A 14,114-nucleotide genomic window follows, 5' to 3' on the forward strand; every position below is an offset into this window, starting at 1 on the left:
TGGAGTAAACGCGCAATTGCCCCGAGCCTCAGCTCGGGGTTGAAATAATGTAAAAGGGTTTTTGTGCCTGATCTCGGGGAAAAATTAAAGGCATCTTGGCTAACCGGCCTCCTTCTCAAAAAAAGTCTGATGGTAATGATTAATAAGCGCTGCTGTATTCTTTGCACCTGTTTTTAACAAGATGTTTTTGCGATGTGACTTTACGGTTTCATAGCAGACAAATAATTTTTCTGCTATTTCGTTGTTCGTGAAACCTTGCATGATGAGCCCAAGCACTTCGATTTCGCGGAGGCTAAGTTTTTGATTTTTAATTTCGCAATGATTGTTGAGTTTCTTCTTCAAAAGAAAGACGGCTTCATCTACGTCTCTCACTTCCATATTAATCTTAACTTCAAAGGAGTCACCGCAGTGTCTTGCAACACTTAGTAAATCTTGTATTTTAATGATCAATTGCTTTTCACTTTCGGCAGTCCACTTCTCCGCTTCAAAGAATTTGAGCTCCGCGCAAGTTTCTGCGCGCTCGGACAATATTTGCACACAAAGTTTGGTAGACATAACTGACACCGAGGCGAATGATTCACCAAATAGAAATACCATTGAAAAGTGCGCTAGCGAACAGAGCGACCTGATCAATGGACTCGCGATACGAATGTAGATTTGCGATTAAAGTTTAACAATCCCAGCTTTCTGGTATTATTAAAGATGCTTTAACTAGATAAGATTTTGTAAAACCTTGTCCCTGGACCTAAATCTCTCTGATAAAAGTTAACAGGTTAATTGTAGAGCGGTATAAAAAGAAATATTTATCGCATAAGAAATTCAAATTATCCAACTTGAATTTTTAACTAAACGTTTTTTTTACGCAATTTCTTTCTACGTGGCCGATGCATATTTGTCATTGAGGATAAAAAGCAGGTTGCTTTTAACATTTCCCCATTCATGCTGTATGATGCTGAATACAACGGTGTCGCGTACAGTTCCATTCGAACTCATCCGATGACTTCGGAGAATACCGTCTTGTTGTGCACCCAATCTTGCAATTGCCCGACGCGATTGCTCATTGAAACGATGTGTCCTGAATTCAACTGCGATACAATTTAGATTTTCAAAGGCATGTTGCAGGAGCAGTAATTTGCATTCTGTGTTTATCGGAGAGCGTTGTACACTTTTTGAATACCAGGTTGTGCCGATCTCAAGTCGCCGAACATCTTTTTCGATATTCATAAAGCGCGTGGATCCCACGATTCGATTGGTACTGTTTTGTATAACAACAAAAGGCAATGATACGCGATCCTCTTTTTCCTGTAAGGCTTTTCTTATCCACGCCTCCATTCCTTCGGGCGTTGGAATAAAAGTATACCACAGCTTCCACAGTTCACCATCTGTTGCAGCTTCTTGCAGTCCTTCAAGGTGTGTCAAATCCATGGGCAATAGTCGCACATGGTTTCCGGTGAGTGTTATTGAATCAGGTGGATAACTGTAGGTCATGGCTGTTATTTGTTTTCGCGCAAAAGATAATGGTTTGCAACAAGGGATAAAAATTTAACCGTCCGCTGCTGCTTATTACCGATTCAAACATGTGTTCGGTGTGTTTGGGAATTTCAAAGTTAAACATCATACTTTGTCGAGGTAAATCACAAATAATTCGGGCAGTAAAGAACCATAGACCAGGTACGAATTATCGCAGGACCAAATGGACTCTTATGGATGTCTTCCGGCGATAATCAGAAAACTATGATACGTTCGAATAATTGAAAGGTATCTGCCCATATCACTTAGCAACGTTTTAAACTTAGAAATGATGAATACAAAATTGAAGTCTGGTCGGGGTAAACAATTCTTTGCAATTTGTTGCCTACTGTTGTCCATTAATTACTTTCCGGCAGCAGCGCAGGATTTGTCGCTCATCCCAATGCCTGTAAGCGTGCAAAAGGGTAACGGTAGTTTTGAACTTTCCAATAGCACGGTGATCACCGTTCCCGCGCAGCAGCCGGAAATTCAGAAAGTTGCCAGCTATTTAGTTGCTAAAATTAAACCTGCGACTGGCCTCACATTAAAGGTAGCTTCTGGGTCATTCAGTTCGACAATTGAGTTTGTGATCAATTCAAAAACTGACACCCAACTAGGGAAGGAAGGGTACTTGCTGGAAGTCACGTCCGATAAAATCAAGATTTCCGCGAATGCGCCTTCGGGATTATTTTATGGTGTGCAAACCTTCCTGCAGTTACTACCAAAAGAAATTGAGAGCAATAAGTTGCAATCGGCGGTGGCCTGGAAAGCACCTGCTGTCACGATAAAGGATTATCCGCGTTTCGCATGGCGAGGGATCATGCTTGATGTAAGCCGCCATTTCTTTTCGAAGGAATACGTGAAAGAATATATTGAGCAGCTCGGCCGGTATAAATTTAACCGCCTGCACCTCCACTTAACGGATGACAATGGATGGAGAGTGGAAATAAAGAGTTTGCCCAGGTTAACGGAAGTAGGTGCCTGGCGCGTACCACGCACCGGAACATTTGGAAGCAACGAACCGGCTAAGCCTGGAGAGAAACCCACGTATGGTGGATTTTATACCCACGAAGATATTAAGGAATTGGTACAATTTGCGAAGGATCGATACATAGAAATTATTCCGGAGATTGATGTGCCCGGACATAGCATGGCTGCGATTGCAGCATATCCCGAGCTTAGCGTAACGAAGGATGCATCAATTAAAGTAAATCCGGGTACAAAGTTCTCTACGTGGTTTGGTGGAGGGAAATTTGAGATGCATATCGACAACACACTTAATCCTACCGATGAAAAGGTGTATCAATTTTTGGATAAGGTGTTTACCGAAGTCGCCGCCTTGTTTCCTTATGAATATATTCACATGGGTGGTGACGAATGCTATAAAGGATACTGGGAGAGGGATCCTGCTGTTCAGGCGTTCATGAAGAAAAACAAACTGAAGAATGGAGAAGAACTCCAGAGTTATTTTACCAAGAGAGTCGCAAAAATCATTGCCAGTAAAAAGAAAAAAATGATTGGCTGGGATGAGATTCTTGAAGGTGGAATTGCGCCTGGTGCAGCCGTTATGAGCTGGCGCGGAACCGAAGGCGGGATTGAGGCATCGCACTTAAAGCACCCGGTGGTGATGAGCCCTGCAACCGAGTATTACCTGGATATGATGCAGGGTGACCCGTCCATTGAGCCACCCGTCTACAGTACGGCACGACTAAAAGATACTTATATGTTGAATTTACTTCCTGAAGGAATTGACTCGGCATATGTATTAGGAGGACAAGGTAATTTGTGGACAGAACAAATCCCGACGGAGGCGCACGCTGAGTACATGACTTATCCCCGCGCTTTTGCAATATCCGAGACGGTGTGGTCGCCGAAAAACAAAAAAGAGTGGAATGGTTTTGTTTCCCGTGTAGAAGATCATTTAGGACGATTTGATGAAGCACAGATTAATTATGCGCCGAGCATTTATGATCCAATCATTGACGTTAAAAAGAATTCAAATGGTCAGCTTACTATTGATTTAAGCTCAGAAGTACAAAACGTAGATATTTTTTATACCGTCGATAATTCCATACCCAATCAATATTATCCTAAATATGACGGCACAATTACTTTTCCCGAGGGTGCTGATATGTTACGCGTGATAACCTATAGAAATAACAAACCGATGGGCCGGTTGATTTCTCTTAAAGCGGAGGATTTGGAAAAGCGCGTGAAGAAATAGGAGGGCAGCTACCTTAAAATTCCAACAGTAGAAATCTAAGGTGTTGAAGGTAATGATGAAGAATAAAAATTGAAAATAAATAATAGCGCAGGTTGAGTTCTGCGCTATTGTTTTTTTATCAACAGTATCCTTAAGAAAGTTTTTAAAAGTTATACGTACCGGGAAAATCCCCGGTTCAGATGTACAACAGTGTAGTAAGTGGCAATACATTGAGGGCCATCAACGGTCGCCATTGTAGTGATGGCATTGTACAACGCAGCAGCTATTTGCTCGACCGTTTTCTAATATATCCATAAAAGGAGATAGATTGTCTATCCATCGAAGTTACCCGCAATGAGGCAGATCCGTCAGCAAAAATGGATAGGTTGGCCTGTGTAGGTGGCGAGGCGTCATTTGTCTTTATAAAAATATCCCAGCCCTTTTTCTTACGATCCTTTATCGTATATGTAAAATCTGTCGATGTAAACTTAATTCCAGCGCTACTTGGGTTCATGGGTGCTTGATAGGCACGACCGTAGTAAGGTAAATCACTTTCAACGGTATCTTTCGAAACATAGAACGTATAGCCGGGAGAAAGATATATAGATCTTCCGCGCATAGGATTGGCCGACTCCGCGACAAATTCAAAATGTTGCGCGTCAACGAGCGCTTTAACATCCGGACTTTCTGGTGCTTTTTTCGCGCCCTGAGCGTTACAGATAACCGTCACAAAAACGAATGGCAGAAAATATATTAAATGTTTCATAAGAGGTTCGATTTTTAATATCCATTGTAGAAACAAAAATCAAGCAAGAAAAATTTAAGCAAACGCGCATAACACTCTGAGAGAGAGGGCGTGTGTTTCAGTGCATTACTATGATGCAATTCGCATAATTAAATGCTACCATTAAAGCTAATATAATTAGTTTATTATCATCTTTAATAACTAAAAATATTGGTTTATCTTTAGGGGCTCCAAAGAACAACACCATGAAAGTACCCGTAAAAGAACCCATCGAAGAAATATTGATCAACCTATACTGGATAGATCAATACAGCCGCGGCAGTAAATCCTTTGAAACACTCCAAGAATTTCGCGAGTTTTTATATGACAACAAAGAACTCGCTAAGGCCTTGGGATATGTTGAAAAAGAAAAATTAAAAAACTAATGGTCTATAGTTTGTCGGAGACCTTTTCCCCCTCAGACTTATCGGGTGGAAATAAAAAATTGTTTCCAGATCCTGCGCACACCTTTCGCCATCAGAGTCACCGGTCTCCGGGACTCTGAGGACTACAATCTTTCAGTCGCAGAAAAGACCAGCATGAATTAACCATCGAGCGTAAAATAAAAAATTGTTTCCAGCTACCGCACACACCTTTCCCCCTCAGAGTCACCAGTCTCCGGGACTCTGAGAACTACTATCTCTCGGTTGCAGAAAAGACCAGCATGTATTAACTATCGGGTGTAAAATAAAATTGTTTCCCAGATACCGCGCACGCCCTTTCCCCCCTCAGAGTGACCGGTCTCCGGGACTCTGAGGACTACAATCTCTCAGTCGCAGAAAAGACCAGCATGAATTAAGCATCGGGCGTAAAATAAAAAATTGTTTCCAGCTACCGCACACACCTTTCCCCCCTCAGAGTCACCGGCCTCCGGGACTCTGAGGACTACAATCTCTCGGTTGCATAAAAGACCAGCATGAATTAATTATTGAGTGAAATATAAAAATTGTTTCCAGCTACCGCGCATACCTTTCCCCCCTCAGAGTGGCCGGTCTCCGGGACTCTGAGGACTACAATCTCTCGGTTGCAGGAAAGACCAGCATGAATCAACTTATCGGGTGGAAATAAAAAATTGTTTCCAGATCATGCGCACACCTTTCCCCCCTCAGAGTCACCGGTCTCCGGGACTCTGAGGACTACAATCGCTCAGTTGCCGAAAAGACCACCATGAATTACCCATCGAGTGTAAAATAAAAATTGTTTCCAGCTATCGCGCACACCTTTCCCCCCTCAGAGTCACCGGCCTCCGGGACTCTGAGGACTACGATCTCTCGGTTTGCAGAAAAGACCAGCATGAATCAACTTATCGGGTGGAAATAAAAAATTGTTTCCAGATCCTGCGCACACCTTTCCCCCCTCAGCGTCACCGGTCTCCGGGACTCTGAGGACTACACTCGCTCAGTTGCAGAAAAGACCAGCATGAATTAGCTTACAGAAAAAATAAAACCCGTTGTGCTACACGCTTTACATACCCAAATTCAGGAGGTATACTTTTGTACCGTCACCTGTTACAAATGGCTTCCACTCATTGAAGAATCCCAAACGTATTCATCGGTATACCGATGGTTTCACCACTTGAAAAATGATGGATGTCACGTAGTAGGCTATGTTATTATGCCCAACCATTTTCACGTCCTTTTATTTCTCTCGCATACGGGCACATCCTTAAATACATTAGTCGGCACTGGTAAAAGATTCATGGCTTATGATATTGTAGGAGGCTTGAAAAAGCAAGGAAAAGAAAATTTATTGGAAGAACTCCGATCTGGTGTTCAGAAGAAAGAATTGGCAAAAGGCAAAATCCACCAGGTTTTCAGATTATCATTTGATGCACGTGAATGTCACGATGAGAAAATGATAGAACAGAAGTTGGAGTATATCCACCATAATCCCGTGAATGGGAAGTGGAATCTTGTTGAAGATTTTACGCGCTATGAACATTCAAGTGCAGGTTTCTATGAACTGGGTACCCGTGGAAATTTTGATGTTGTGCATTATAAGGAGCTGAACAAGTAGGGTTAACGTTGGACCTTAGCGTCACGGAAGTCCTCAGAGTCCCGGAGACCGGTGACTCTGAGGGGGAAGGAAGTTGGAGTATATCCACCATAATCCCGTGAAAGGGAAGTGGAATCTTGTTGAAGATTTTACGCGCTATGAACATTCAAGTGCAGGTTTCTATGAACTGGGTAACCGTGGAAATTTTAATGTTGTGCATTATAAGGAGCTGAACAAGTAGGGTTAACGTTGGACCTTAGCGTCACGGAAGTCCTCAGAGTCCCGGAGACCGGTGACTCTGAGGGGGGACGTAAACAAGTAGGCTTAACGTTGGCAGTCCTCAGCGTTTCGGAAACTGGTGCCGCGGAGGGGAAAGATGTTGGCATATATCCACTATAATTTCATGAAAGGAACAGAGATTGGAATATAGCCACCACAATCCAGTGGAAGGATTTGAAATAAATAGAGTTAACGTTGGACTTTTGCGTCACAGAAGTCCTCAGAGTCCCGGAGACCGGTGACTCTGAGGGGGAAGGAGACCGGTGACGCTAAGGGGGAACAAAAAAAGCGTCCCGCAACTTCAGGCGGGACGCAAAGTCATATTGACTCATAGGTTGTTTTGAGTTAGTGGTGATACGTTATTTGTACTTTGTTTTCTTCATGCAGTTTTTGTTTAAAGTTTAATAATAATTACCAGTTTACATCGACAGCAGACGTGCTTACAACACCTGCTCAACAGTCGACTCTTTTCCTTGCCTATCGCGAGCAACAAGCACAAGGCGTGATCCGCGTAATTGTGGATTAGCGGTGGTGGTGGTATACCGCCACTTGAGTTCGCTATTCGTTATTCGGTGTTCAATTCATTTCAATACCTGACTCAGAACAAGGAACTTAATCCCCCGTAGCCGGCGTGTGCCCAGAGAGTGCCTGGCGAGTGCCATGCGAAACGATGCCTGGCATGAAGGCTGCTATGAACCACATCTATACAACATCTATACAGCATCTGAACACCATGCATCTCCATCGCATGCCGCATGCATGAACAATGCATCAACGATGATACATGGATGATACCTGAATGCATGTTTATCGCTAGGCACTCGGTAGGCACTCTATAGGCACTCGGAGGGATGGGGCTACAAGCCGACACACAACACCCGCGCCAGTCAATGCGTTGTTGAAAGCGCGGAAGGCTTGCGTTAGATGGGGCCCCAATGCACAGGCGGGGCTAATTCTTATAGACGGTAGGCTTCATGTTTTCATCTTCCACGATCTCCAGTCTCGCCTTTATCTCGGAATGATTGGGAGCAACTTTGAGTCCTTCTAATAAGATTTCTTTTGCTTTCGTATACTGCTTCTTTCGGAAATGATAAGCCCCCGCTTCCGCGTACATGAGGCCGATCATCTGGTCGAGCAGCGGCATATTGGTCCAGTCGGATTTCATGGCCGATTCAGCCTTCTTCATGTAAGCATACCCGTCGACTTCGGCATTTTGGGAAAACTTGGTGTATGACTCAAATACATAGGCGTAAATCAGTAGCGCCTTGTACGATTTGTTGTTCTGAAGAAATGGATAAGCCTCAGCATAGCCTTCCACTTTGCTTGCCTTCTCATTATTCGGCGCACCATCAGCTGAAAGGACGACGCCTCGCAAAATTAATTCCTGCAGAGTGATGTTCTTTGGATTAATCTCGAATGCGTGATTAGCAAATTCCAATGACCTTGTCCAGTCACCTTTTGTGGATTGCGTGTATGCCATCGCGTAGTAATAGTTATAGGAGATATCTTTCACGACGGTCGTGTCGCGAATTTTTTCTTTGCAGATCGCGAAGGCGTTTACAACAAAAGCCTGATCATCGTTTTCGATTAGCCTTTTTTGAATGATGTCACCGAACATCGTGACGACTCTTTTTTTGTCGGCTATATCGCGACATGCGTTCGCATATTCGCTTATATACATGACGTCCCGCGGATTGTCAAACTTGCTGTTGGCCAAAGCCGTTCCAATGATATTCAATTGTAAAAACTGATGCTTGGCCGACGGAAATAATAAATTTGTCTTGACTATATGTTTGACTGCATCTTGATGCCGATCATTATTGTGGTCAGTCAACGCAAAGTTCATGTATTGCAGAGCCGCTAACTGGGTCTCGTCAATGTTATCATTGTTATAATAAAACTCGTTGAAAGCGTTCGATATACCTACATTGGAAACATGTTCCTGGGTAGTAAACTTAACCGCAATGAGCCCGTCAACGTAGGCTTTCTTTTGTTTTTCGTCGAAGACGAACAATCCCTTCGGATTCGTGGTCTCATATAAAATATTCTCACTGCCCGGGAATGCCACAAGATACACATGGGTAGGTTTTTCTTTAATCGCATAAGGAACTCCATACCTTTTCAAAACGATGGAGTATAGCATACACGCGGTCACGCAATTATAGCGTCCGTTCTCAAAAACGTTTTTAAAGGACGTATGTTCTTCATATTGGCTCAGGAAGTAGTCATGTACTTCCTTGAAAATAACTTTTGCTTTTTGTTTGTTCGACTTTGTTGCGTTAACCTTGCTATCAAGAAAAGCATAGAATTTATTGAGCCTCGCGTTGTACTGCGCAGCATCGGCAGAGTCGGTGTTAATAACAGAAAACAGGGTGACTAAATCAGGATTATGCCGTTGGATAGCTTGAAGGATAATTTTTTCTTCGAATGGGGAGCGAAACACCAGGGTGTCGGTTTCAGCAAAGGTGGTGGATGACACCATAACGCTCAACAGGAAAAAAAAGCAAACTTTAGACAACATACAGCAAAGGTAGAGTTTTCTTCATTTTATCAATATGGTCGGCTCCAACAACTTTATTTCGTACGGTTTCATACCGTGGTAACTGATGCTGGATCAAGACTAACTATACTCCGTAATTCATGATGGAAATCGGATTGTAATGACCTACGCCACCCCTTACACGAAAGTGATCCACCTGAATACAACTATTCTCACATCTGGTAACCAAACCTGGCCTGGGCGCCAGGTTATGCTTATTTTCGCTGCCATGCGAAGTATACTGATTTTGATTTTTATTACACGCATGACTTTGTCAAATGCGCAAGTTGTAAATTCGCTTTCCAAAGACAAAACCGGACTTTACAGGCATACACTGGATTCCGTCATTAGCATTATCAAAGAAAAATAAAACACTTCGTGTCGTCTATAGTAGACGGTAGGTAATGCGTCAAAGTCTATTTACCTGACACGGTTCAAGAGGTTATTGTGAAGGAAGTGTTTTTGAATAACGTGTGTGCTTATTTAAATATATTCTTTTGAAATCAGATGTAAATGATAAAAATGATCTACGCTGTAAGAACTATTGATGCTAAATATGTTATATCTAAAACAAACCAATGACTGTTATGGAAACAATTAACTTCGGCAAAGAGTATCTAAGCGAAATTGAAGACGAAATTCCGGCGACAAGAAAATGTTTGGAACGAATTCCTGAAAGCTTATACGACTGGAAGCCGCACGAAAAATCTATGAATATGGGATATCTTGCGCTGCTTGTTGCTGAAATTCCAAAGTGGGTAACCTTTACGATAGAAAAGTCGGAAATTGATTTGGCTACTTATCCGCAATTTAAGCCAGGCACGACTGCCAACTTGGTTAAACATTTTGATGAAAATATTGAAGGTGTCAGACGAGCCCTTCGCGGACTTTCAGATGAGGCCCTTACAGAAACTTTTTTCCTGAAGAATAATGGTCAGGTACTGTACAGCGCTCCCAAAAAAGAAAACATCAGGTCGTCGATCAATCATTGGGTTCACCATCGCGGACAACTAACGGTGTATATGCGGTTAAATAATATCGCCGTTCCATCTATCTATGGTCCTTCTGCTGATGAGAAAGGTTTTTGATTTAACAGAACTTATATTTAAGCTTATGCTGGTCGGATAGAAACGCGTATTTTACAGTGGCAGCACAGTTGGCGCGGATTGTTTTATTTAGTTGAAATCTAATCAGCATCATTTCCCAAACGCCTTACGGCCATGTAAGCCATTAATCCAGCGCTTACGGTTAGGGCATTCTCATCAATGTTAAACGTCGGTGTGTGCAATGCTGACGTGATGCCTTGCGATGGATTTCCAACGCCACATAAATAGAAGCACGAATCTACAACTTGAGAATAGTAAGCAAAATCTTCTGCGGCCATCCAGATGTCTTCATCTACGATATTTTCTGGTCCGAGATACTCAGCGGCATATTGCTTCACTTTCAGGGTAAGTTTCTCTTCGTTGATCAAAAATGGAAAACCACGCCTGATGGTGAATTCACAGGTGGCACCCATGCTGGATGCAATTCCCCTGGCCATTTCTGTCATTCGTTTGTGAGCTTCATTTCGCCAAGCTTCGTTCATCGCACGAAATGTTCCTTCCATATAAACTTCGTCTGGAATAACGTTAATGGCGCCATTCGCGATCACTTTTCCAAAGGATAATACTGTGGGGTCGCCGGGATGTGCCATGCGACTTACAACCTGTTGCAAAGCGATGACAATGTGAGAAGCGATGACCACCGGGTCTATCACATGATGAGGTTCGGCACCATGGCCACCTTTGCCAATAACACGAACGATCAGGGCATCCATAGAGGCCATATGTTTGCCACTTCTGATACCAATCTTACCAACCGTTAATCTTGGCATGGCATGCTGTCCTAATACTGCAGTAGGCCTGGGGTTGTCGAGGACGCCTTCTTTGATCATCAGGCTTGCACCACCGGGTAAAACCTCTTCACCCGGCTGAAAAAGCAATTTTATGGTTCCGCCAAATTGATCGCTGACCGCTTGAAGAATTTGTGCAGTCCCCAACAAAGAGGCGGTATGAAAATCGTGGCCGCATGCATGCATCACGCCAGGATGACGGGAAGCATATTCGACATTATTTTTTTCTTGAATGGGTAATGCATCAATGTCTGCTCGCAACGCTATGACTGCATCGGAATTACGTTTTCCGCGAATCATTGCCAGTATGCCGGTGCCTGCTACGGCTTTCCATGAAATTCCCAATGCATCCAGGCGTTGCTTGATGTATGCTGAGGTTTGATGTTCTTCATATGAAAGTTCCGGATAGGTATGAAGATGTCTTCGTATGCCGACTACGTCGGGATGAATTTCTTGTGACAACGCTTTGATTTTTTCCGTTAGCATGTCAGTATATTTGAATAGTAAAAGGCAATTCCGGATACCAGGTAAGTTCGTTCATTCTTCGATGGATCTTATCTATAAAATAAATACTCCGGTTTCGCTATTGTTCATACGCTTTTGTTTCAGGCTGTATCCAGCTTCAGACCAGGATACTATTATCAGCATCGATAATTATCTAGCCTACTGTTTTTGAATATATTTTCTATATCTTAAAATGTTTAAAGATACCCAGCGTGAATTTAGCGCCGGAAGTATCACCTGCTAACTTAATTATATTAGCGATAACATGTAACAATGTTATCGTGTGCGTTGGAAACTTAGCAGCAAAAAAAGGAATTTATAACAGTCAATATAAAAATGGAAGTCGAAAAGCTTAGTAAAAACCAGTTTCAGGTTGCCGCCACCGGATTCTTAAGTCTATTTTCCCTGGTTGGCATTATGTTTTACGGACTTCCTTTTTTCTATGATTTCTGGCTTACTGACTTTGGATGGACCAGGGCTCAGGTTACGTCCGGTAATGCCTTAGCGAAACTGATTATTGGTCCGTTGTTTGGATTTCTTGCAGGCTGGATCATTGACCGGTTTGGACCGCGACGTCTTATGCTTGCCGGGATTGTGATGGGCGGCGTTGCATTGATCGGGCTGAGCCGAATGACATCGCTCTGGCAGTTTTATGTTTTCTATCTCTTCAATGCGTTAGGATACATGTGCGGAGGTCCGTTGCCTAACCAGGTTTTGGTCTCCCGGTGGTTTAGCAAGTCGCGGGGTAAAGCGATGGGAATTATTTATCTCGGTATTGGGATAGGGGGTATGTTGGTTCCTCAAATTGCCAGGGGACTTACATCAAGTTATGGCTGGCGCGATGCGCTGATGGTATTGGGTATTCTGATGATCGCCGTTGCATTTCCGATGGCCTGGTTCGTAAAAGAAAACCCAACAGAAGGAGCTTCTCAAGTCAAACAGGAAGAGCCAAAGATTCCATTTGGTAATATTTTAAAAACCTGGCCATTCTATCTGCTGGTCATCGGCAGCATGTGTTCAATAGGGGCAGTTGCCGGGACATCGCAAAACATAAAGTTATTTTTAAGCATCGATCTCAAATATTCGCAGGAGCTGGCTGCGAATGTCATGTCGATCGTTCTTGCATCCAGTATCGTTGGGCGTTTGCTGATGGGATGGCTAGCAGATAAAATTCAGAAGAAGTATGTCATGATTCTGATCTACTCTTTAGTTGCACTATCCATACCGTTGCTTTACTTTGCTACATCTCCGGGTATCATCTATGTGTTTGCTTTTATTTTTGGGGTCGCATTAGGTGGCGATTACATGATCATTCCGCTAATGGCAGCAGAATTATTTGGCGTTAAAGTGATGGGACGGGTCATGGGCCTTGTCATCACGATTGATGGTATGGCGGAAGCGCTTGCGCCAATGCTTGCAGCATGGATTCGTGATGAGACTGGAAGTTATGCCAATGGATTCGCTGCCCTGATCATTCTGGCGGTTGTTGGAACCATTGCTGTTGCCATGTTGCCAAGCAAAGCAAAAACATGATCACTTTTCGTACGATGATTCCCGCGGACATTCCGGCTGGTCTTTCATTGTGCAGGCATGCGGGTTGGAACCAACTGGCGCGAGATTGGGAACTATTTCTCAAATTAAACCCAAACGGTTGTCGTGTTGGACTGGATATCGAGGGAAATGTTATTGGTACTGTAACGACACTCCCTTATCAAAATCATTTCACATGGATTGGCATGGTGCTCGTTGATCCGGATCGTCGCCGTGAAGGTATAGGTACCCAGTTGCTGATGGAGGCGCTTGCGTTAGCGAAACACGACGACACCGTAAAACTCGATGCTACGCCTGCGGGCAGGGAGGTCTATTTAAAACTGGATTTTGTTGACGAATACGCCATTACCAGAATGCGTTTAGCCAGATCGGTATACAATAACATAACAAAGTTTCCTGGCCGACCGATAGAGATCTCTGATTTTCCAAAAATATTGAAACTGGATCGTGACGTGTTTGGTGCCGATCGACAACTTATTCTTGAGTCGTTATTTGAGGCTGCTCCACAACTTGCTTTCTTGCTGGAAGAAGAAGGAAACCTTAAAGGATATTGTTTCGGACGACCGGGTTATAACTTCTATCACCTGGGGCCGGTCATTGCTTTTGATTCACGCGATGCCTTCCGTCTTCTATCAACTGTTATGCAGCATAACAGTGGAAAAGAAATGATTATTGATGTGATACAGCATCATACGGAATTTATCAGATTTGCTTCGTCATTGGGGTTTGTTGAACAGCGGCCGTTGATTCGAATGTATCGTGGGGCTAATGTTTATCCCGGTGATCCAAAAATGCAGTTTGCCATCCTTGGGCCCGAGTTTGGTTGAGGACTTTCTAGTGCAGCAACCGAATCGGC

General features: G+C 43.3%; 12 protein-coding genes. 7 read left to right on the forward strand and 5 right to left on the reverse strand.

Features of this window, described 5'->3' with window-relative positions:
- Positions 1–99 precede the first annotated feature (99 nt).
- Together P2W71_RS11090 and P2W71_RS11095 are read right to left on the reverse strand one after the other, a co-directional pair.
- Complete coding sequence (locus P2W71_RS11090; RefSeq protein WP_276370839.1) at positions 100–537, reverse strand: helix-turn-helix transcriptional regulator; 438 nt, start codon at positions 535–537, stop codon at positions 100–102.
- A gap of 336 nt (positions 538–873) precedes the next feature.
- The gene (locus P2W71_RS11095; protein WP_276370841.1) at positions 874–1,488 is read right to left on the reverse strand and encodes a GNAT family protein; all 615 of its coding nucleotides are present in this window, start codon (positions 1,486–1,488) and stop codon (positions 874–876) included.
- 310 nt (positions 1,489–1,798) lie between these two features.
- On the opposite strand from P2W71_RS11095, the gene P2W71_RS11100 reads away from it, so the two are divergent.
- Positions 1,799–3,733, forward strand: coding sequence for a family 20 glycosylhydrolase (locus P2W71_RS11100; protein ID WP_276370843.1), 1,935 nt, complete (start codon positions 1,799–1,801; stop codon positions 3,731–3,733).
- A gap of 262 nt (positions 3,734–3,995) precedes the next feature.
- Here P2W71_RS11100 and P2W71_RS11105 read toward each other — a convergent pair whose 3' ends face one another.
- Complete coding sequence (locus tag P2W71_RS11105; protein WP_276370845.1) at positions 3,996–4,478, reverse strand: DUF4251 domain-containing protein; 483 nt, start codon at positions 4,476–4,478, stop codon at positions 3,996–3,998.
- 224 nt (positions 4,479–4,702) lie between these two features.
- Between P2W71_RS11105 and P2W71_RS11110 the strand changes: the two genes are divergently transcribed.
- The gene (locus P2W71_RS11110) at positions 4,703–4,882 is read left to right on the forward strand and encodes a hypothetical protein (protein WP_276370847.1); all 180 of its coding nucleotides are present in this window, start codon (positions 4,703–4,705) and stop codon (positions 4,880–4,882) included.
- Between the two features lie 1,066 nt (positions 4,883–5,948).
- Positions 5,949–6,512, forward strand: a complete 564-nt coding sequence (locus P2W71_RS11115; RefSeq protein WP_276370849.1) for a transposase — start codon at positions 5,949–5,951, stop codon at positions 6,510–6,512.
- 1,207 nt (positions 6,513–7,719) lie between these two features.
- On the opposite strand, the gene P2W71_RS11120 is transcribed toward P2W71_RS11115, so the two are convergent.
- The gene (locus P2W71_RS11120) at positions 7,720–9,291 is read right to left on the reverse strand and encodes a hypothetical protein (RefSeq protein ID WP_276370851.1); all 1,572 of its coding nucleotides are present in this window, start codon (positions 9,289–9,291) and stop codon (positions 7,720–7,722) included.
- A 139-nt stretch (positions 9,292–9,430) separates the two neighbouring features.
- Here P2W71_RS11120 and P2W71_RS11125 point away from each other — a divergent pair, with 139 nt between their 5' ends.
- Positions 9,431–9,679 (forward strand): hypothetical protein, encoded by a 249-nt coding sequence (locus tag P2W71_RS11125; RefSeq protein ID WP_276370853.1) that lies wholly within the window; start codon positions 9,431–9,433, stop codon positions 9,677–9,679.
- Positions 9,680–9,896: 217 nt separating this feature from the next.
- Entirely contained in the window at positions 9,897–10,397 is a 501-nt protein-coding gene (locus tag P2W71_RS11130; protein ID WP_276370856.1) for a DinB family protein, read from the forward strand.
- A 98-nt stretch (positions 10,398–10,495) separates the two neighbouring features.
- On the opposite strand, the gene P2W71_RS11135 is transcribed toward P2W71_RS11130, so the two are convergent.
- Positions 10,496–11,689 carry a M20 family metallopeptidase gene (locus P2W71_RS11135; RefSeq protein ID WP_276370858.1) on the reverse strand — a complete coding sequence of 398 codons (1,194 nt, stop codon included), beginning with the start codon at positions 11,687–11,689 and terminating at the stop codon, positions 10,496–10,498.
- Positions 11,690–12,043: 354 nt separating this feature from the next.
- Here P2W71_RS11135 and P2W71_RS11140 point away from each other — a divergent pair, with 354 nt between their 5' ends.
- On the forward strand, positions 12,044–13,240 hold the full coding sequence (locus tag P2W71_RS11140; protein ID WP_276370861.1) for an MFS transporter: 1,197 nt from the start codon (positions 12,044–12,046) through the stop codon (positions 13,238–13,240).
- Positions 13,237–14,085, forward strand: a complete 849-nt coding sequence (locus P2W71_RS11145; RefSeq protein WP_276370863.1) for a GNAT family N-acetyltransferase — start codon at positions 13,237–13,239, stop codon at positions 14,083–14,085. The genes P2W71_RS11140 and P2W71_RS11145 overlap by 4 nt, the downstream gene beginning before the upstream one ends.
- The last annotated feature ends 29 nt before the right edge of the window (positions 14,086–14,114 follow it).

It is taken from the genome of Chryseolinea sp. H1M3-3 (assembly GCF_029360725.1).
Classification (GTDB): domain Bacteria; phylum Bacteroidota; class Bacteroidia; order Cytophagales; family Cyclobacteriaceae; genus Chryseolinea.